This window comes from Amycolatopsis sp. DG1A-15b (genome assembly GCF_030285645.1).
Classification (GTDB): Bacteria; Actinomycetota; Actinomycetes; order Mycobacteriales; family Pseudonocardiaceae; genus Amycolatopsis.
This window is the reverse complement of record NZ_CP127296.1, coordinates 5,330,691-5,349,718: the sequence shown is the minus strand read 5'-3', so window position 1 is coordinate 5,349,718 and position 19,028 is coordinate 5,330,691. Positions and strand designations below refer to the sequence as shown.

General features: G+C 70.2%; 18 protein-coding genes. 12 read left to right on the top strand and 6 right to left on the bottom strand.

Annotated features, from left to right (window positions below):
* Positions 1–92: 92 nt before the first annotated feature.
* The 6 genes from tig to QRY02_RS24430 all read left to right on the top strand — a co-directional run bounded on the left by tig (position 93) and on the right by QRY02_RS24430 (position 5,873).
* The gene (gene tig / locus QRY02_RS24455; protein WP_285985191.1) at positions 93–1,484 is read left to right on the top strand and encodes a trigger factor; all 1,392 of its coding nucleotides are present in this window, start codon (positions 93–95) and stop codon (positions 1,482–1,484) included.
* A 138-nt stretch (positions 1,485–1,622) separates the two neighbouring features.
* Positions 1,623–2,228, top strand: coding sequence for a ClpP family protease (locus QRY02_RS24450; RefSeq protein WP_285985190.1), 606 nt, complete (start codon positions 1,623–1,625; stop codon positions 2,226–2,228).
* A gap of 25 nt (positions 2,229–2,253) precedes the next feature.
* Positions 2,254–2,910 (top strand): ATP-dependent Clp protease proteolytic subunit, encoded by a 657-nt coding sequence (locus tag QRY02_RS24445; RefSeq protein WP_285985189.1) that lies wholly within the window; start codon positions 2,254–2,256, stop codon positions 2,908–2,910.
* Positions 2,911–3,139: 229 nt separating this feature from the next.
* Positions 3,140–4,435 carry an ATP-dependent Clp protease ATP-binding subunit ClpX gene (gene clpX / locus QRY02_RS24440; protein WP_285985188.1) on the top strand — a complete coding sequence of 432 codons (1,296 nt, stop codon included), beginning with the start codon at positions 3,140–3,142 and terminating at the stop codon, positions 4,433–4,435.
* 50 nt (positions 4,436–4,485) lie between these two features.
* Positions 4,486–4,896 carry a hypothetical protein gene (locus tag QRY02_RS24435; protein WP_285985187.1) on the top strand — a complete coding sequence of 137 codons (411 nt, stop codon included), beginning with the start codon at positions 4,486–4,488 and terminating at the stop codon, positions 4,894–4,896.
* A gap of 53 nt (positions 4,897–4,949) precedes the next feature.
* Positions 4,950–5,873: an anti-sigma factor RsbA family regulatory protein gene (locus tag QRY02_RS24430; protein ID WP_285985186.1), complete on the top strand. Its 924-nt coding sequence runs from the start codon at positions 4,950–4,952 to the stop codon at positions 5,871–5,873.
* A gap of 11 nt (positions 5,874–5,884) precedes the next feature.
* On the opposite strand, the gene QRY02_RS24425 is transcribed toward QRY02_RS24430, so the two are convergent.
* Entirely contained in the window at positions 5,885–6,838 is a 954-nt protein-coding gene (locus QRY02_RS24425) for an alpha/beta hydrolase (RefSeq protein ID WP_285985185.1), read from the bottom strand.
* 77 nt (positions 6,839–6,915) lie between these two features.
* Positions 6,916–7,623: a TetR/AcrR family transcriptional regulator gene (locus QRY02_RS24420; RefSeq protein ID WP_285985184.1), complete on the bottom strand. Its 708-nt coding sequence runs from the start codon at positions 7,621–7,623 to the stop codon at positions 6,916–6,918.
* Positions 7,624–7,694: 71 nt separating this feature from the next.
* Between QRY02_RS24420 and QRY02_RS24415 the strand changes: the two genes are divergently transcribed.
* Complete coding sequence (locus QRY02_RS24415; protein WP_285985183.1) at positions 7,695–9,134, top strand: carotenoid oxygenase family protein; 1,440 nt, start codon at positions 7,695–7,697, stop codon at positions 9,132–9,134.
* On the opposite strand, the gene fdhD is transcribed toward QRY02_RS24415, so the two are convergent.
* Positions 9,131–9,955: a formate dehydrogenase accessory sulfurtransferase FdhD gene (gene fdhD / locus QRY02_RS24410; protein WP_285985182.1), complete on the bottom strand. Its 825-nt coding sequence runs from the start codon at positions 9,953–9,955 to the stop codon at positions 9,131–9,133. The genes QRY02_RS24415 and fdhD overlap by 4 nt on opposite strands.
* Before the next feature lie 102 nt (positions 9,956–10,057).
* On the opposite strand from fdhD, the gene QRY02_RS24405 reads away from it, so the two are divergent.
* Complete coding sequence (locus tag QRY02_RS24405) at positions 10,058–11,407, top strand: L-lactate MFS transporter (RefSeq protein ID WP_285985181.1); 1,350 nt, start codon at positions 10,058–10,060, stop codon at positions 11,405–11,407.
* Complete coding sequence (locus QRY02_RS24400; protein WP_285985180.1) at positions 11,407–11,532, top strand: MFS transporter small subunit; 126 nt, start codon at positions 11,407–11,409, stop codon at positions 11,530–11,532. The genes QRY02_RS24405 and QRY02_RS24400 overlap by 1 nt, the downstream gene beginning before the upstream one ends.
* A gap of 44 nt (positions 11,533–11,576) precedes the next feature.
* Here the strand turns inward: QRY02_RS24400 and QRY02_RS24395 are convergent, their stop codons facing one another.
* Positions 11,577–12,071, bottom strand: a complete 495-nt coding sequence (locus tag QRY02_RS24395) for an RICIN domain-containing protein (RefSeq protein WP_285985179.1) — start codon at positions 12,069–12,071, stop codon at positions 11,577–11,579.
* 201 nt (positions 12,072–12,272) lie between these two features.
* Between QRY02_RS24395 and QRY02_RS24390 the strand changes: the two genes are divergently transcribed.
* The 3 genes from QRY02_RS24390 (at position 12,273) to QRY02_RS24380 (ending at position 15,378) form a co-directional block, all read left to right on the top strand.
* The gene (locus tag QRY02_RS24390) at positions 12,273–13,022 is read left to right on the top strand and encodes an SDR family NAD(P)-dependent oxidoreductase (protein WP_285985178.1); all 750 of its coding nucleotides are present in this window, start codon (positions 12,273–12,275) and stop codon (positions 13,020–13,022) included.
* 51 nt (positions 13,023–13,073) lie between these two features.
* Entirely contained in the window at positions 13,074–14,507 is a 1,434-nt protein-coding gene (locus tag QRY02_RS24385; RefSeq protein WP_285985177.1) for an LCP family protein, read from the top strand.
* A gap of 346 nt (positions 14,508–14,853) precedes the next feature.
* Positions 14,854–15,378 carry a hypothetical protein gene (locus tag QRY02_RS24380; RefSeq protein WP_285985176.1) on the top strand — a complete coding sequence of 175 codons (525 nt, stop codon included), beginning with the start codon at positions 14,854–14,856 and terminating at the stop codon, positions 15,376–15,378.
* On the opposite strand, the gene QRY02_RS24375 is transcribed toward QRY02_RS24380, so the two are convergent.
* Both QRY02_RS24375 and QRY02_RS24370 read right to left on the bottom strand, forming a co-directional pair.
* Positions 15,369–17,678 (bottom strand): FdhF/YdeP family oxidoreductase, encoded by a 2,310-nt coding sequence (locus QRY02_RS24375; protein ID WP_285985175.1) that lies wholly within the window; start codon positions 17,676–17,678, stop codon positions 15,369–15,371. The genes QRY02_RS24380 and QRY02_RS24375 overlap by 10 nt on opposite strands.
* Positions 17,679–17,720: 42 nt before the next feature.
* A complete protein-coding gene (locus QRY02_RS24370; RefSeq protein WP_285985174.1) occupies positions 17,721–19,022 on the bottom strand; it encodes an MFS transporter in 1,302 nt (433 codons plus the stop codon).
* Positions 19,023–19,028 lie beyond the last annotated feature (6 nt).

Genomic DNA, 19,028 nt, shown 5'->3' with positions numbered 1-19,028 from the left:
TGGCCTAGACTCGGACGTCCCGGCCTGCAGGTGAGGCGGGGCCATTTCCGCAGGATTGTCCACCACAATCGTTACCGCTCGAGGAGAAGACCTTGAAGAGCACCGTCGAGCAGCTCAGCCCGACGCGAGTCAAGATCAATGTCGAGGTGCCGTTCGACGAGCTCAAGCCGAACTTCGACCGCGCCTACCGCAAGATCGCCCAGCAGGTGCGCATCCCGGGCTTCCGGCCCGGCAAGGCGCCCGCTCGCGTCCTGGAAAGCCGGATCGGGCGTGGCCCGGTGCTCGACGAGGTCGTCAACGAGGCCATCCCGGCGAAGTACATCGAGGCCGTCCGCGAGAACGAGGTCCGCACGCTCGGCAACCCCGAGTTCGACGTGACCAAGCTCGAAGACCGCGACGTGCTCGAGTTCACCGCCGAGGTCGACGTGCGGCCGGAGATCGAGCTGCCCGACCTGGACGGCTTCGCGATCACCGTCGACGACGTCGAGCTGACCGACGCGGAGGTCGACGAGCAGCTCGACGAGCTGCGCGCCCGCTTCGGCACGCTGACCGGCGTCGAGCGCCCGGCCGAGACCGGCGACTTCGTCTCGATCGATCTGGCCGCGACCGTCGACGGCGAGGCCGTCGAGGAGGCGAGCACCACCGGGCTGTCCTACGAGATCGGCTCCGGCCAGCTCGTCGACGGCATCGACGAGGCGATCGTCGGCGCGAGCGCCGGCGAGACCAAGTCGTTCACCACCCAGCTCGTCGCCGGGGAGCACGCCGGCAAGGACGCCGAGGTGACGGTGACCGTCCAGTCGGTCAAGACGCGCGAGCTGCCCGAGGCCGACGACGAGTTCGCCCAGATGGCCAGCGAGTTCGACACGATCGAAGAGCTCAAGAACGACCTGCGCGAGCGGCTCGGCCGCGTCAAGAAGATGCAGCAGGGCGTCCAGGCCCGCGACAAGGTGCTCGACGAGCTCCTGGAGCGCACCGAGGTGCCGATCCCGGAGAAGGTGCTCGACGCCGAGATCGAGAACCGCAAGCACGACGCGATCCACCCGTTCGACCACGACGAGGCCCAGTTCGCGCAGGCCCTCGAGGCCGAGGGCCGCACGCTCGAGGAGTTCGACGCGGAGACCCGCACCGAGTCGGAGAAGGCCGTCCGCACGCAGCTGCTGCTGGACACCATCGCCGACAAGGAAGAGGTGTCGGTCAACGACGGCGAGCTCACCGAGCGGATCATCTACCAGGCCCAGCGCTTCGGGATCAGCCCGGACGAGTACGTCCAGCGCGCCCAGCAGTCGGGGCAGCTGACCGCGATCTACGCCGACGTGCGCCGCGGCAAGGCCCTCGCCTCGGTCGTCCGGAAGACGACCGTGACCGACGGCTCCGGCGCCGAGGTCGACCTTTCGGAGCTGTTCGGCAGCGACGAGGCGGCCACCGACGCGGCAACCGAAGAGACGCAGGTCACCGACGAAACGGCGAAGACTCCGGCGGAGTGAAGCTGTGAGCGAACTTGGGCGGTGTCAGGCATTCTGCACCGCCCAAGTTCGTTAGGGTCGGATACAAGATCTCAAGCATCTGAAACGACAGCGGCGGCCGTCAGCACCGGGCCGCTGCCGGCGAAAAGGCAGGCAGACGTGACGCAGCACACGCCCGAGGCGCGGACCGGCACCGCAGGGCTCACCCTCACCGACTCGGTGTTCGAGCGATTGCTCCAGGAGCGCATCGTCGTCCTCGGTTCCGAGGTCAACGACGAGATCGCCAACCGCATCACCGCGCAGCTGTTGCTGCTCGACGCCGACGACGCCGAGTCCGACATCCGCTTCTACATCAACTCGCCGGGCGGCTCGGTCACCGCCGGGTTCGCCATCTACGACACCATGCAGCTGATCCGCCCGGACGTCGCGACCTACGCGATGGGCATGGCGGCTTCGATGGGGCAGTTCCTGCTCTCCTCGGGCACGCCGGGCAAGCGCTATTCGCTGCCGCACGCGCGCATCCTGATGCACCAGCCGTCGGCCGGTGTCGGCGGCACGGCGTCGGACATCGCGATCCAGGCGGACCTGTTCAACAAGTGGAAGCGGGAGCTGGCGCAGATCACCGCGGAGCAGACCGGGCAGACGGTCGAGCAGATCATCGCGGACGGCGACCGGGACCGCTGGTTCACCGCGCAGGAGGCGAAGGACTACGGGTTCGTGGACCACGTCCTCACCGCCGACATCGCCCGTCCGGGCTCCCGCTGAGCCCGAAGCACCAAGGAGACTTTCGATGAGCAACTTCAGGCTCCCGGGTGATGACTTCCGGGCTCCGAACATCCCCCAGTCGCGGTACATCCTCCCGTCCTACGTCGAGCGCACCAGCTACGGCGTCAAGGAGTCGAACCCGTACAACAAGCTGTACGAAGAGCGGGTCATCTTCCTCGGCGTGCAGGTGGACGACGCGTCGGCCAACGACGTGATGGCCCAGCTGCTGCACCTCGAGCACGAGGACCCGGACCGCGACATCCTGATCTACATCAACTCGCCGGGTGGGTCGTTCACCTCGCTGATGGCGATCTACGACACGATGCAGTTCGTCCGCCCGGACATCCAGACGTACTGCCTCGGCCAGGCCGCCTCGGCCGCCGCGGTGCTGCTGTCGGCCGGCACGCCGGGCAAGCGCTACGCGCTGCCGAACTCGCGCGTGCTGATCCACCAGCCGGCCACCGAGGGCACCTACGGCCAGGTCTCGGACCTGGAGATCCAGGCGAACGAGATCCAGCGGGTGCGGCGCCAGATGGAGGTCATCCTGGCTCACCACACCGGCAAGGACGCGGACCAGATCCGCAAGGACATCGAGCGGGACAAGATCCTGACCGCCGAAGAGGCCAAGTCGTACGGCATCATCGACGAGGTGCTGCCGTACCGTAAGGCGTCGGCTCTGTAGATCCGCCGGGCCGGTGTGTGTCGAGAAGACGACACACACCGGCATCCTGGTTTAGGGTCGTCCTCTGACGTGCTCCCGGAGCTCGTGGGTGTTCCCGCTCGCGGCATCGGACGGGTACCGTCAGTGGCAATGCGTGAGGCTCCGCTCGGTCACCCCTGACCGGGGGTCGCACCGTCGCAACACACGTCAGGCGCGGAAACCCGCGCCGGAGGGGACGAGGTCAACGGCCATGGCACGGATCGGTGACGGCGGAGACCTGCTGAAGTGTTCTTTCTGTGGGAAGAGCCAGAAGCAGGTGAAGAAGCTCATTGCCGGCCCCGGGGTCTACATCTGCGATGAGTGCATCGACCTCTGCAATGAGATCATCGAGGAGGAGCTGGCCGAAGCCGGCGACGTCAAACTCGACGAGCTGCCCAAGCCCGCCGACATCCACGAGTTCCTCGAGCAGTACATCATCGGGCAGGAAGACGCCAAGAAGACGCTCGCGGTAGCGGTCTACAACCACTACAAGCGGATCCAGGCGGACGACAAGGCCGGGCCGAAGGACTCCAAGGAGGAGTCGGTCGAGCTCGCGAAGTCGAACATCCTGATGCTCGGCCCCACCGGGTGCGGCAAGACCTACCTGGCGCAGACGCTCGCGAAGCTGCTCAACGTGCCGTTCGCCATCGCGGACGCCACGGCGCTGACCGAAGCGGGCTACGTCGGCGAAGACGTCGAAAACATCCTGCTCAAGCTCATCCAGGCGGCGGACTACGACGTCAAGCGGGCCGAGACCGGGATCATCTACATCGACGAGGTCGACAAGATCGCCCGCAAGAGCGAGAACCCCTCGATCACCCGGGACGTCTCCGGCGAGGGCGTCCAGCAGGCGCTCCTGAAGATCCTCGAGGGCACCACGGCCTCGGTCCCGCCCCAGGGCGGCCGCAAGCACCCGCACCAGGAGTTCATCCAGATCGACACGACGAACGTGCTGTTCATCGTGGCCGGTGCGTTCGCCGGGCTGGAGAAGATCATCAACGAGCGGGTCGGCAAGCGCGGCCTCGGCTTCGGCGCGGAGATCCGCACCAAGTCCGAGATCGAGGAGAGCGACGTCTTCTCGGACACCATGCCCGAGGACCTGATCAAGTTCGGGCTGATCCCGGAGTTCATCGGCCGCCTCCCGGTCGTGGCGACGGTGAACCACCTGGACAAGGACTCCCTGGTCAACATCCTCACCCAGCCCCGCAACGCCCTGGTGAAGCAGTACAAGAAGCTCTTCGAGATGGACAACGTCGAGCTCGAGTTCACCAAGACCGCGCTCGAGGCCATCGCCGACCAGGCGGTCCTGCGCGGGACCGGTGCCCGCGGGCTGCGTGCGATCATGGAAGAAGTGCTCCAGCCGGTGATGTACGACATCCCGAGCCGCGACGACGTGGCGAAGGTCGTCATCACCGAGCAGACCGTCCGGGAGAACGTGAACCCGACGATCGTCGCCCGGCAGCCGACACGGCGCGCGCGCAGCGAGCGCGGCGAGAAGTCGGCCTGACGCCGGGCGTCTCCGGGCCGCCCGGCCCGGAGACCCGACAGGAAAGCTGAATGACTGCTGACTCCTTCCCGGGTTCCGGGGCCGCTCCGGGCGGCGGCGTGCAAGCGCCGGCGCCGCCGGCCCCGGAACCCGCCGGGACCACCCCGGCCGGGCCGGTCCTGGGGTTCCGTGAGCTGAGCGAGCGCGTGATCGCGTCCGTCGCCGACCGGTGCCCGTGGCTGCACCGGGTGCTGATGGGCATGCTGGCCGTGTTCACCGGTACGTGCGTCGTCGCCGTCGTGTCCCGGCTCTCGCCGTTGCCGCTGATCCCCGTACCGTTGTTCGTCGTCGCGGCGTACGGGCTGCGGCAGGCCCGCGGCGTGACCGAGCGGCGTCAGCTGTTCAACTGGGTCCTGCTGTTCGCGGTGGCGACCATCGTCGGCTTCTGGCTCATCGCCGTCGTCGGCCGCTGGGTGGAGTGAATTCCCGACGTCCGTAGGGTTTGCAGCCGTCGCGGATTGGGTATCAAATCTCTGTGGTAGATGCCCTCAGACCGTTTCGGCATCCGGCACTCTTCTATCGCGGCGACACCGAGTACCTGGACGGTGTCCTCCCGTTCCTCCTCGAAGGTCTCGACCAGGGAGAACCCGCGGCTGTCGCCGTCCCCGGCCGCAACCTGCTGCTGATCGAGAAGGCCCTGGAAGACCGGGCCGGCGAGGTCCGGTTGATCGACATGCAGCGGGCGGGCCGCAACCCCGGTGCCATCCTGCCGTCGGTGCTGCACGCCTTTGTCGGCGAACACGCCGGCCGCCCGGTGCGCATCGTGGGCGAGCCGATCTGGGCCGGCCGCACGGACTCGGAGTATCCGGCGTGCGTCGTACACGAAGCTCTCATCAACAACGCCTTCGCGGGGCGTGACCTCGCGGTGCTCTGCCCGTACGACGTCGGAGAGCTGCCGCCGGCGGTCCTGGCCGACGCCGAGCGGACCCACCCGGAGCTGTGGGGCCTGGCCGGGCCCTTCACCAGCCCGCGCTTCGACCCCGACGGCGTCCGGGCGGACTTCACGCGGCCGCTCGAGCCGCCGCCGGGCGCGGTCGAGCGCCGGTTCGACATCGGGCAGCTGGCGTCGCTGCGCGGCTTCGCGGAGATCTGGGCGGCCCGCCACGGCCTGCGCCGCCCCCGCCGCGACGACTTCGCGCTGGCGATCGCCGAGCTGACGACGAACAGCGTCCTCTACGGCGGCGGCACCGGCGTGCTGCGGCTGTGGTCGGAGGCGTCACAGGTGGTCGGCGAGGTCAGCGACGACGGCACGATCGCCGAGCCCCTGGCCGGCCGCATCCCGCCGTCGGCGACCACCCTGGGCGGCCGCGGCCTTCTGCTGGTCAACCGCCTGGCCGACCTGGTCCGCACCTACTGGGTGCCGGGCCGCACGACCACCCGCATCCACTTCACCCGCTGACCCGGCCGTGGTCAGTCGGCGCGGGGGACGTGCTTGCCGAGGAAACTGATCAGGCTCGGCACCGCCGTGCGGTTGAACGAGTCGCCGTGCTTGCCGTGGGCGGTGTGCGCGACCGCCGGGTGGGCCGCGTCGATGTAGCGGCGGACGCCGGTGATGAACGAGTCCTCCGTGCCGCACCAGATGCCGTTGGCCACGCTCTTGGTCTCGTCGATGTGCCGCAGCGGGTCGAGGGCCGTCCAGTCCTGGATCCCGGTGAAGATGTGCCGCTTGGCCATCTCCGGCCACGACGTGATCAGCGCCGGGGCCAGCGTCGCGACGGCGGCGGGCGGCTGGCGCCGCTCGACCCGCCGGCGCGTGTACACCAGCGCGCCGAAGCCGCCCATCGACATTCCCGTGCAGGCGAACGGCAGCCCCGTCGGGCCGGCGAAGCCGCGGGCCCGCAGCCACTGCGGGACCTCCTCCAGCAGCATGGCCATCGGGTCGTCGCCGGGGTGCACCTGGTGCCAGTAGTTGTCGCCGCCGTCGACGGCCACGAAGCCGAACGCCGGGACCGCCTTGCGAGCGACGTCGCTGGCGAGCTGCTTGAGCGTGCCGGTGGGCACGGCGCTGCGGGCGTTGCCGTGCAGGCCGTGCAGCGCGAGCGACATCGGCAGCCCCTTCGGCGGGGTCTTCGACGGCAGGATGAACACCAGGTCGACCATCCGGCCGCGCGCGGCGGAGTAGACGCGCTCGACGCGCGTGCTGCCCAGCTGGGTCGTCGGGTTCGACGACGTCACGCCGACGGTCCGCTGCAGGGCCTGGCTGAACGGCAGCTTGCCGGTCGCGGTGCCGACGGCCAGCCCGGTCACGGCCAGCCCGGACGCGCCCGCGATCAGCACCGACCGGCGGCTGAGCCACCGCCGGGCCCCCTGGACCGCCTCGACGACCGCCCCGGCCGGTTCCGCGTCCTCGTTTTGCTCGTTCACCCTGTCTCCGTCCCCCTGCCCCCTCATAAGGACGCCGCGCACCCGCTCCGCGTTCCCTCGCGTCCGCGTTCACCGGGTTATTCGTTCTCACCCTGCCCGGCGTTTCCGTTCCTCGCCCGCCAAGCCGCCCGTGCCGCCTCGGCCGAGCGCCCGGCTTCGTCCACAGTGTCCCCGAGACCCACCGCCATGGTGATCCCGAGGGGGATCAAAATGTGGTCTATGCCCTGTTCACCGGGGCCGAAGTGCCCCGACGCCTCCAGTGTGACGAATCCGTGCAGCGCACTCCAGAGCTGGGCGGCCGCCTGGTACTCGTCCGCGGGCCGGAACCGGCCGGCCGCGATGGCGCGCGCGGCCGCCCGGACGATGTGGGCGAACGCCTCCAGCCCCTCCTGAGCGGCTTCGCGGCCTTCCGGGGTGGTGAGGTCGGACAGCGTCGCCCGCTTGCCGCCGGGAGCGGACTGGCCGAACGTCACCGCGAACAGCTGCGGCTGCTCGGCGACCGCCTGCCGGTAGGTGCGGGCCAGGCTGAAGATGTCGGCCACCGGGTCGTCGGTCTCCCCGACCTCGGCCAGCCACGCCGACAGGCGCAGGAAGCCGGCGCGCGCGACCTCGTCGACCAGCGCGGCCATGCCGCCGAAGTGCGTGTAGACCGCCATCGTCGAGGCGCCGACCTCCGCCGCCAGCTTGCGGGCCTGCAGGGCATCGGGGCCGTTCTCGTCGAGCAGTCGGATGGCGGCCTCCACGAGCCGGGCTTTGACGTCGGTCGCGCGCGGTTTGGGGCTCATGCTTGCCAGTATCCCATAACCCTGTTATACCTGGTTGTATAACCAAGTTATAGCAACCGTGGAGGGGTCACATGGGCAACAAGTTCCTCGAAGGCAACTTCGCTCCGGTCAGCCGGGAGCACACGATCACCGGGCTGGCCGTTACCGGGCGGATCCCGGAATTCCTCGACGGCCGGTACCTGCGCAACGGCCCGAATCCGCTGTCCGAGGTGGATCCGGCGGCCTACCACTGGTTCATGGGCGACGGCATGGTCCACGGCGTGCGGCTGCGCGACGGGAAGGCCGAGTGGTACCGCAACCGCTGGGTGCGCAACCCAGCCGTGGCGGCGGCGCTGAACGGCGAAGACGCGAGCCGGTTCTGCGGGCTGGACGCGCTCGGCGCCAACACCAACGTCATCGGCCACGCGGGCAAGACCCTCGCCCTGGTCGAGGCGGGCGCGCCGATCTACGAGCTGACCGACGAGCTCGACACCGTCGGCCGCTGCGACTTCGACGGCACGCTGCCCGGCGGCTACACCGCCCACCCCAAGCGCGACCCGCGCACCGGCGAGCTGCACGCCGTCTCGTACTTCTTCGGCATGGGGAACAAGGTCCAGTACTCGGTGATCGACGCGGCCGGCCGCGCCCGCCGCACGGTCGACATCGAGGTCACCGGGTCGCCGATGATGCACGACTTCTCGCTGACCGAGAACCACGTCGTCTTCTACGACCTGCCGGTGACGTTCAACGCCGAGATGGCGGTCGCCGCCAGCGTGCCGGCTGCGCTGCGCACGCCGGCGAAGCTGGTCGTGTCGGCCATGGTCGGCAAGGTTCGTGTGCCGGACCCGGTGACCGCGATGATGGCCGGCAAGATCGGCGCGAACGGCGGCCTGCCCTACCGCTGGAACCCGAAGTACCCGGCGCGGATCGGCGTGATGCCGCGTGCGGGCGGCAACCGGGACGTCCGGTGGTTCGACGTCGAGCCGTGCTACGTCTTCCACCCGCTCAACGCCTACGACGACGGCGACAGCGTGGTGCTGGACGTCGTCCGCCACCCGAAGATGTTCGACCGCGAGCTGCACGGCCCGGACGAGGGCGGCCCGACCCTGGACCGCTGGACGGTCGACCTGGCCGCGGGCAAGGTGCTCGAGGAGCGCCTCGACGACCGCGGCCAGGAGTTCCCGCGCGTGGACGAGCGCCTGATCGGCCGCCGCCACCGCTACGGTTACGCGATGTCGGCCGACGGTGGCGCGGAGCCCGGTGGCTCGCTGTACAAGCACGACTTCCACACGGGCGCGCGGCACGAGCGGGCGTTCGGCGCGGGCCGCCAGCCGGGCGAGTTCGTGTTCGTCCCCCGCCACGACGACGCGGCGGAGGACGACGGCGTCCTGATGGGCTTCGTGTTCGACCCGGCGACCCGGCGCAGCGACCTGACGATCTTGGACGCCGGCACGCTGGAGACGGTGGCCGCGATCCACCTGCCGGACCGCGTGCCCAACGGCTTCCACGGCAACTGGGTCGCCTCGGTTTAGGTCAGGATCCGGTGGTCACCGGTGTAGAGGTTCATCGAGTCGCCGCGGAGGAAGCCGACCAGGGTCATGCCGTTCTCCTCGGCCAGCTCCACCGCCAGTGACGACGGTGCCGAGACCGCGGCCAGCAGCCCGATGCCCGCCATCGCGGCCTTCTGGACCAGTTCGAACGACGCGCGCCCGGACACCAGGAGACCGTGGCCGGGTGCCGGGATCCGGTCTTCGAGGACCGCCCAGCCCAGCACCTTGTCCACCGCGTTGTGCCGGCCGACGTCCTCGCGGACCACGGCGAGTTCGCCGTCCGGGGTGAACAGGGCCGCCGCGTGCAGGCCGCCGGTGCTGGCGAACACCTTCTGGCGGGCGCGCAGCGCGTCCGGCAGGCCCGACAACGTCTCGCTCTTCACCGCGAAGGCGGCCGAGGCGGGGGAGAAGCGGGTGCGGAGCTTGACCGCGTCCAGCGCGGCCTTGCCGCAGACGCCGCACGACGAGGTGGTGTAGAAGTTGCGCTCGACGCCGGTGTCCGGCGGCGGGACGCCGTCGGCCAGCGCGATGTCCAGCACGTTGTAGGTGTTGCGGCCCTGGTCGTCGACGCCGTCGCAGTAGCGGGCGACCGCGATGTCGGTTCGGCCGCCGATGACGCCTTCGGACAGCAGGAAGCCGTGGGCCAGCTCGACGTCGTGGCCGGGCGTGCGCATCGTGACCGCCAGCGCCCGGCCGCCGACCCGCAGCTCCAGGGGCTCTTCGGCCGCCAGCGCGTCGACGCGGCGCCGGTCCCCGGTCGCGGAAATCCGCCGCACCGGCCTGCGCACGGTCACCCTGCCCATCAGCACACCTTTCGCTGCCCGAAAGTTCGACACTCGTATGGTGCAACACCGGGTATTTAGTAATACATTCCCTCCATCATCCCCAGAATACGGAGGGAACCGATGGCTCTCGGCTTCCTGGACCGATCCCGGATCGTGGCCCCGCCGAGCTGGACGCGCTGGCTGGTGCCGCCGGCGGCCCTCTCGGTGCACCTGTCGATCGGGCAGGCCTACGCGTGGAGCGTCTTCAAGACCCCGCTCGAGAAGACGCTGCACCTCAACGGCACGCAGAGCTCGCTGCCGTTCCAGCTCGGCATCGTCATGCTGGGGCTCTCCGCGGCGTTCGGCGGCACGCTCGTCGAGAAGAACGGCCCGCGCTGGGCGATGTTCGTGTCGATGTGCTGCTTCGCCAGCGGATTCCTCATCTCCGCGCTCGGCGTGGCGACCGGGCAGTTCTGGCTGGTCGTCCTCGGCTACGGCGGCATCGGTGGCGTCGGGCTGGGCATCGGCTACATCTCCCCGGTGTCGACGCTGATCAAGTGGTTCCCGGACCGGCCGGGCATGGCCACCGGCATCGCCATCATGGGCTTCGGCGGCGGCGCGCTGATCGCCTCGCCGTGGTCGTCGTCGATGCTGGGCACCTCGCCGACGACGGGCACCATCGCGACGGCGTTCCTGATCCACGGCCTCGTCTACGCGGTGTTCATGTCGATGGGCTGGCTGCTCGTGCGCGTGCCGGCCGACGACTGGAAGCCGGCGGGCTGGGAGCCGAAGACCGACCACGGCACGGCGATGATCAGCACGGCGAACGTCTCGGCCGCCAACGCGATCAAGACGCCGCAGTTCTGGTGCCTGTGGGTGGTCCTGTGCTTCAACGTCACCGCGGGCATCGGCATCCTGGAGAAGGCGTCGCCGATGATCCAGGACTTCTTCAAGGGCACGTCGACCCCGGTCGGCGTGGCCTCGGCGGCCGGGTTCGTCGCGCTGCTGTCGCTGTGCAACATGCTCGGCCGGTTCGTCTGGTCGTCCACTTCGGACCTGGTCGGCCGCAAGAACATCTACCGCACCTACCTCGGCGTCGGCGCGCTGCTGTACCTGGTGATCGCGCTGACGCAGAACTCGTCGAAGCTCGTGTTCATCCTGTGCGCGATGGTGATCCTGTCGTTCTACGGCGGCGGGTTCGCGACGGTCCCGGCGTACCTGAAGGACCTCTTCGGCACCTACCAGGTGGGCGCGATCCACGGCCGCCTGCTCACGGCGTGGTCGGTGGCGGGCGTGCTCGGCCCGCTGATCGTCAACCGCATCGCCGACGGCGAGAAAGCGGCGGGCAAGTCCGGCCCGGACCTGTATACGACGTCGTTCTTCATCATGATCGGCTTGCTCGTCGTCGGCTTCGTGGCCAACGAGCTGGTGCGCCCGGTCAAGGAGAAGTACCACGAGCCGGTCCCCGAGGCCGTGAGGAGTGAAGCGTGATGAGCGAAGCGTCGACGAAGCCCAACCGGGTGCCGCTGATCGTGCTGGCCTGGGCGTGGGTGGTGCTCCCGTTCGGGTACGGGGTGTACCAGCTGTTCCTGAAGCTGGTCCAGCTGTTCGGCTGAAGCGCCCGCGGCGCCCGGTGCGGCGGCACCGGGCGCCACCGGCGTCAGGCCTCGATGATCGCGTCGCGGAAGGTCCAGTACTGCTCGGCCCCGCCGTTGTCGAACCACTGGATCGCCTTCGCGCCGGTCCGGGTGGTACCGCCGCCTTCGATCGAGGCGACCTTGCCGGTCTTGCCGTTGACGAGGTGGTAGTCGCGGTAGTACCAGTCCTGTTCCGGGCCGCCGTTGCAGGTCCACTGGATGAGTTCGGTGCCGTTGGCCGAGCTGCCGCCGCCGGCCAGCGACAGGCACTTGCCGCTCTTGTAGTTCACCAGCCGGTGGCCGGACCAGGCCCAGGCCTGCTCGCCGCCGCCGTTGCAGGTCCACTGGATCGCGTTGGCGCCGTTGCTCGTGCTGCCGCCGCCCTCGACCGACAGGCAGTGGCCGCTGTTGTAGTTGAGGATGTTCTGGTAAGTCGCCGCTTCGGCGGGACCGGTGACGGCGACGGACGCGGCCGCGGCGAGACCGGCCACGGCCAGGAACTTGGCGAACCGAATCATGAAAACCCCCAGTGCGGTAACGGATTCCGGTCACCACGAGCCTAGGGATGCCGCGGGAGGGCGGAAACCGGTCAAGATCGAATTCGCCCGGCGTTCACCCGCTGCTCACGTTCCGGTCGCGGGGACTGCTCCGCTCCGGCCAGCGCGCTGCGCCGAATGTCGTCCGTGGGAGCATGGCCCCGGGCGATCGGAAGGAGTGCTGTGCGTGGTGTTCTCGTCACCGGGGCTTCCCGTGGCATCGGCCGGGCCGTGGCACTCGCCTTCGCGGCGCGCGGAGACCGGATCGCAGTCCACTATGGACGTCGGGCCGCGGACGCCGAAGAGACGGTGAAAGCGCTCCCCGGTGAGGGGCACGTGCTCATCGGCGGTGACCTCGCCGACCCCGAGGCGGCGCGGAAGATCGCCGACGCGGCCGAAGCCGGGCTCGGCGGCGTCGACGTGCTGGTCAACAACGCCGCCGTCGCGACGTCGGCCGAGACCGCGCACCCCGTGGCCGGAGTGTCCTATGCGGACTGGCAGCGGATCTGGCGGCGGACCGTCGACGTCAACCTCGTCGGCGCCGCGAACCTCAGTTACTGCGTCGCCCGGCACCTGATCGGGCGCGGTGCGCCGGGCCGGATCGTCAACGTCGGGTCGCGCGGGGCGTTCAAGGGCGAGCCGGACCACCCCGCGTACGGCGCGAGCAAGGCCGCGCTGCACGCGTTCGGCCAGTCGCTCGCCGTCTCCCTCGCACCCCACGGCATCTCCGTGACGTCGGTGGCTCCCGGCTTCACCGCCACCGAGCGCGTCGCCGACCGGATCGACGACGCCCTGCGCGCGCAGAGCCCGTTCGGGCGGGTCGGCACGCCCGAGGAGGTTGCCGCGGCCGTCGTCTACTTGGCCTCGGCCGAAGCGACCTGGGCCTCCGGCGCGATCCTCGACCTCAACGGAGCTTCGCACCTGCGAATGTGACCTGAATCTCACTCGTGCAGCGGCTCCCGGCGCTCAGGCGTCCGGAGGGGCGTGCATCCACTGGGGAAGATCGTCGTCGCCGGGCTGGCCCTCGTCGTGCTGGGCGGCACCGCGTACGGCTACACGAACCTCCGCGCCCTCGACGAGGTGTCGCGCGACAGCGTGATCGACGCGGACGGCGAGACGAAGCCGGGGGAGCAGCCGGCCGACGGCTCGCTCGACATCCTCCTGGTCGGCCGGGACGCGCGCGAGGACAACCAGGGCAAGCCGCTGGCGCCCGAGGTGCTGCGCGAGCTGCGGGCCGGCGCCAACGGTGACGACCTCACCGACACCCTGATCGTGCTGCGGATCCCGAACGGCACCAAAGAGGTGAAAGCGTTTTCCATCCCGCGGGACAGCTACGTCTCGATGGCGGGTGGAAAGGGCAAGATCAACGCCGCGTTCGGGCGGGCGAAGGCGGCCGAGGCGGGGCGGCTGCGCAGGACGGGCGAGACCGACAAAGCGAAGATCAACCAGGGTGCGCTCACCGCCGGGCGGCGCGCGACGCGCCAGGCGGTCGAGGACCTCACCGGCGTGAAGATCGACCACTTCGCCGAGGTCAACCTGCTCAGCTTCTACGAAATCAGCAAGGCCATCGGCGGGGTTGAGGTCTGCCTGAAGGAAGCCACCAAGGACAAGAACTCGGGCGCGGACTTCCAGGCCGGGCCGCAGCGCGTCGCGGGGGCGGACGCGCTCGCCTTCGTCCGGCAGCGTGACGGCCTCCCGGGCACCGACCTCGCCCGCGTCCGGCGCCAGCAGGTGTTCCTCGCCGGGCTGGCCAGGCAGGTGCTCTCGGCGGGCACGCTGGCCGATCCGGGGAAGCTTTCGGACCTGATCGACGCGGTGAAGCGCTCGGTGGTGCTGGACGACTCGTGGAACCTCCTCGACTTCGTCGGGCAGATGCGCGGGGTCAGCGGCGGCGGGATCCAGTTCGCGACGATCCCGGTCGGCAACGTCGACTACCGCTACGACCCGGCGAACCCCAAGGCGACGGCGGTGCAGGTCGACCCCGCGGCGGTGAAGGCCTTCGCGGCGAGCCTGATCGGCAGCGCGGCCCCGGCGGCCTCCAGTGCGCCGGCCACCCCGGCCAACCCGGCCGCCCCGGTCACCGTCGACGTCTCCAACGCGGGCCCGAAGGAGGGGCTCGCGACCCGCGTGGCGGCGGTCCTGCGGGACAAGGGGTTCACGTCGCGCGCGACCGGCAACTCGGACACCCGGCGGACGTCGCTGGTCCGCTTCGGTCCCGCCCTGGCCGAGCGCGGCGCCGAGGTGGCGAAGCTGCTGGGCGGGCTGACGACGCAGCAGTCCGCGTCGGTGCCGGCCGGGCACATCGAGGTGGTGCTCGGCACGGTCTATTCCGGCCCCGGTGTGTCCGCCGGCGGTGGCGCTCCCGCGGGCGCCGCGGACGAGCCGATCACTTCGAACGGCGTCGTTTGTGTCAACTGACCGGCGGGTGAATTGATCGACGGCGGAGTTCCGGATTTTCCGTCGAATCCCTGAAATGCGCGGGGAATTCCCGCGAGGATCGTCCCGACTGGACCACAGCGGACCACCCGGGTCAGTGGTCTTGACGCTGCCGCACTGGTGAGGCAGGGTGCGGTGACCGTCGGCGCGGGCAGGACCACGTGGCGGGCGAAAGTTCACCCGATCGGTGGGCGATCTTGGAAACTCAATTTCAGGGAATACGGAAAGTCCGGGATTTATGCGCAGCAGTGTCGCCCGGGGTGGGTGGATCTTGCCCGTCCTCGCTTCAGCCGTTCTTTGTGCCGGATGCCAGTCGGCGTCCGCTTCGGTGCACTACCCGGGCGCGATCGACGCCTGCCGGCTGCCAGGGCCGAACACGCAGGCGCAACTCGCGCCCAAGACCGTCGAGATGCCGGTCGACTCGGTGAAGGCCGCCGAGTCCAAGGTCATCCCCGACGACCACGCCAGCGACGACAACGAGGTCACCACCTGCCGCCGCCTGTTCGCGCGTGACCTGGGCGGCGGCCGGCCCAACCTCCAGGACTACCGGCTCGTCACGATCGCCGTCGTGCGCTTCACGCAGTCCGACGCGGACGAAGCCGCCACCAAGGCCAGCCAGCTGATGACCGACGCGCTCGGCGACCACTCGGGTGTCCGGCTCGCCACCGGAGTCGGCGACGAGGCCGGGTTCTCCGAGCAGTGGGCCGCCGTGCGCACCGGGAACGTCGTGCTCGGCCTGGCCATCGCCGACGGCGGCACCGAGGCCGCGCTGATCCCGGCCGCGACGCTGGACGACGTGCAGGCCGTGGTCACGGACATGACCGGCACGCTGCGGCGGGACTATCAGGGCTGAGGTTCGAGCCGCACGACGATCGCCTTCGACACCGGCGTGTTCGACTTGTCGGCGACCGAGTCCAGCGGCACCAGCGCGTTCGCCTCCGGGAAGTACGCCGCCGCGCAGCCGCGGGCGGTCGGGTACGCGACGACCCGGAACGCCGGCGCGCGCCGTTCCGGGTCGTCGCGCCATTCGGAGACCAGGTCGACCACGGCGCCGTCGGCCAGGCCGAGCTCCCCGAGGTCGTCGGGGTTGACCAGCACCACGCGGCGGGCGTTCTCGATCCCGCGGTAGCGGTCCGAGAGCCCGTAGATCGTGGTGTTGTACTGGTCGTGGCTGCGCATCGTCTGCAGCAGCAGCCGGCCCGCGGGGACCTGCGGGTACTCCAGTTCCGACACCGTGAAGTTGCCCTTGCCGTTCGCGGTCCCGGTGAACTCGCGGGAGTCGCGCGGCGCGTGCGGCAACACGAAGCCGTCCGGCTCGCGGACGCGCCGGTTGTAGTCCTGGCAGCCCGGCACGACCCGCGAGATCCGGTCGCGGATCAGGTCGTAGTCGGCCTCGAACGTCCGCCACGGCACGGCGTGGCCCGCACCGAAGAGCTTCTCCGCGAGCCGGCAGACGATGGCGACCTCCGAGAGCAGGTGCTCGCTCGCCGGCTTCAGGCGTCCGCGCGAGGTGTGCACCTGCGACATCGAGTCCTCGACCGTGACGAACTGCTCACCGCCGGCTTGGACGTCGCGTTCGGTGCGGCCGAGCGTCGGCAGGATCAGCGCGGTGCGGCCGTGCACGACGTGCGAGCGGTTCAGCTTCGTCGAGACGTGCGCGGTCAGCGAGCACGAGCGCAGGGCCTTCTCGGTCAGTTCCGAGTCCGGCGTCGCGGAGGCGAAGTTGCCGCCGACGGCGAAGAACACCTTGCCGCGGCCGTCGCGCATCGCCCGGATCGCGTCGACGGTGTCGAAGCCGTGCTCGCGCGGGACCTCGATGCCGAATTCGGCGGCAAGGGCATCCATGAAGGACTGCGGCATCTTCTCCCAGATGCCCATGGTCCGGTCGCCCTGGACGTTGGAGTGCCCGCGCACCGGGCACAGGCCCGCGCCGGGCTTGCCGATCATCCCGCGCATCAGGGCGAGGTTGGCGATCTCGGAGATCGTCGGCACCGCGTGCTTGTGCTGGGTGAGGCCCATCGCCCAGCAGTAGATGGTGCGCTCGGAGGAGGCGATCATCCGCGCGACGCGCTCGATCTGCGCGCGCGGGAGGCCGGTCGCGCGCTCGACCTCCGGCCAGTCGACCTCCTGGAGGTGCTTCGCGTAGCTGTCGAAGCCCTCGGTGACCCGGTCGACGAACTCGCGGTCGACGATCGCGCCGGGCGCCTCGGCCTCCCAGGCCAGCAGCAGGTGCCCGACAGCCTGGAACAGCGCCAAGTCGCCGCCGAGGCGGACCTGGGCGAACTCGTCGGCCAGCGGCGTGCCCTTGCCGACGACACCGCGGACGTTCTGCGGGTTCTTGAACCGCATCAGCCCGGCTTCGGGCAGCGGGTTGACGGCGATGATCTTCGCGCCGCGGCCCTTGGCCTCCTCCAGCGCCGAGAGCATCCGCGGGTGGTTGGTGCCCGGGTTCTGCCCGACGACGACGATGAGGTCGGCGCGGTGGATGTCGGCCAGGCTCACCGAGCCCTTGCCGATGCCGGTGGTGGCCGCCAGCGCCGCGCCCGAGGATTCGTGGCACATGTTGGAGCAGTCCGGCAGGTTGTTGGTGCCGAAGGAACGCACCAGCAGCTGGTAGAGGAACGCGGCCTCGTTGCTGGTGCGGCCGGAGGTGTAGAAGATCGCTTCGTCGGGGTCGGTCAGCGCCGTCAGCTCGCCCGCGACCAGCTCGAACGCGTCGTCCCACGAGATCGGCTCGTAGTGCGTCGCGCCGTCGCGCAGCACGAACGGCTCGGTGATCCGGCCCTGCTGGCCCAGCCAGTAGTCGGTCTTGGTTTCGAGCTCGCCGATCGGGTGCTTCGCGAAGAACTCGCGGTCCACCCGCCGTTTCGTGGCTTCCTCGGCGACGGCCTTCGCGCCGTTCTCGCAGAATTCGGCCAGCTTGCGCTTCTCGCCGTCGACCTCGCGGGGTTCCGGCCACGCGCAGCCGGGGCAGTCGAAGCCTTCGCGCTGGTTCAGCAGCCGCAGCGCCTTGATCGTCCGGCCGGTGCCCATCTGCTCGACGCTGCGTGCGAGGGACACGGCGACGCCCGGGATGCCGGCCGCCCAGCCCTTCGGCTTGCCCACCTCGAGGCGGGATTCGTCCACGTCCTGCGCCGGCGCTTCACGGGTCATGCTTCCATCGTGCGCCTCGATGATCGCCGGGCGCCACGAGGGTCACGCCTTTTCGGTGCGCAGCCCCCGGTCGGCGACGGTGACCACGAGCAGCAGCCCGCTGATGACGACCAGCGCGACGGCCAGCCGGTGCAGGCCCGCGGAGTCCGCGTGCGGGCCGTAGCACAGCGCGATGAGCGTCGAGGCCACGATCGCGCCGAGGTACTGGGCCGTGCGGAACAGGCCGCTCGCGGTGCCCATCTGCTCGGCGGGCGCCTCGCGGTAGAGCGTCGTCTGGTTCGCGACGCTGGTCAGGCCCTGGGCGAGGCCGAACAACGCGGCCAGGGCGAGCAGCGCACCGACCCACGTGCCGTCGTGGACGAGCAGCAGCAGGGCCGAGCCGCCGGCCAGCGCCACCGCGACGGTGACCAGCCGTGCCTTGATGCCGGACGCGCGCCCGGAGAACGCCGCCGCGCAGACAGCGGTGCCCGACATGGGCAGCAGCATCAGCCCGGCGGCCTCCTCCGACAGCTGCCGCGCGGTCTCCAGCCACTGGACGTACCCGAACATGATCGCGTAGATGGCCATGAAGCTCAGCGCCTGCCGCAGGTAGGTCCGCAGGATCGCGCGATTGGCCGCGAGCATCCGCAGGTCGAGGAAGGGCGTGTCGCGCCGCAGTTCGACGAGGGTGAACGCGGTCCCGAAGGCGGCGACGACGGCGAGCAGCCAGACCTCGGCGCCGGGGTCCATCAGGAAGAACAGGAGCGCGAGCAGGGTCGCGGAGAACAGCGCGATGCCGAGCACGTCGATCCGGGTGGCGGTGCGCTCGCCGCGGTCGTCCTTCGGCACCCACAGCAGGGCCAGGACCAGCGACAGCCCGGCGAGCGGGATGTTCACCGCGAAGATCGCCGGCCACCCGAAGAGGCCGATCAGCACGCCGCCCAGCGTCGGGCCGATCACCATCACCGTCTGGGCGGACATCGACAGCACCGACAGCACCCGCGCGGGCACACCTTGGCCGCTCGCTTCGGCGTGGTGCCGCAGTACGGCCATCGCGGCCGGGAACCCGGCGCAGGTGCCCAGGCCCAGGACGACCCGCACGCCGGTCAGCCAGCCGACGGAGATCGGGATCATGCCCGCGATGCCGGCGACGATCACCAGGCTCGCGCCGCCGAGCAGGACGCGGCGGGCGCCGTGGCGGTCGACCAGCAGGCCGACCACCGGCTGCCCGACCGCGGTGGCCAGGTACAGCGCGGAAATGAGCCAGGCGGTCTGCCCGGGGCCGGCGCCGAAGCTCTGCCCGATCGGCACGAGCGCGACGGCGATGAGCGTGGAGTTGATGGGGTTGAGCACCGCGCCGGCCACCAGCGG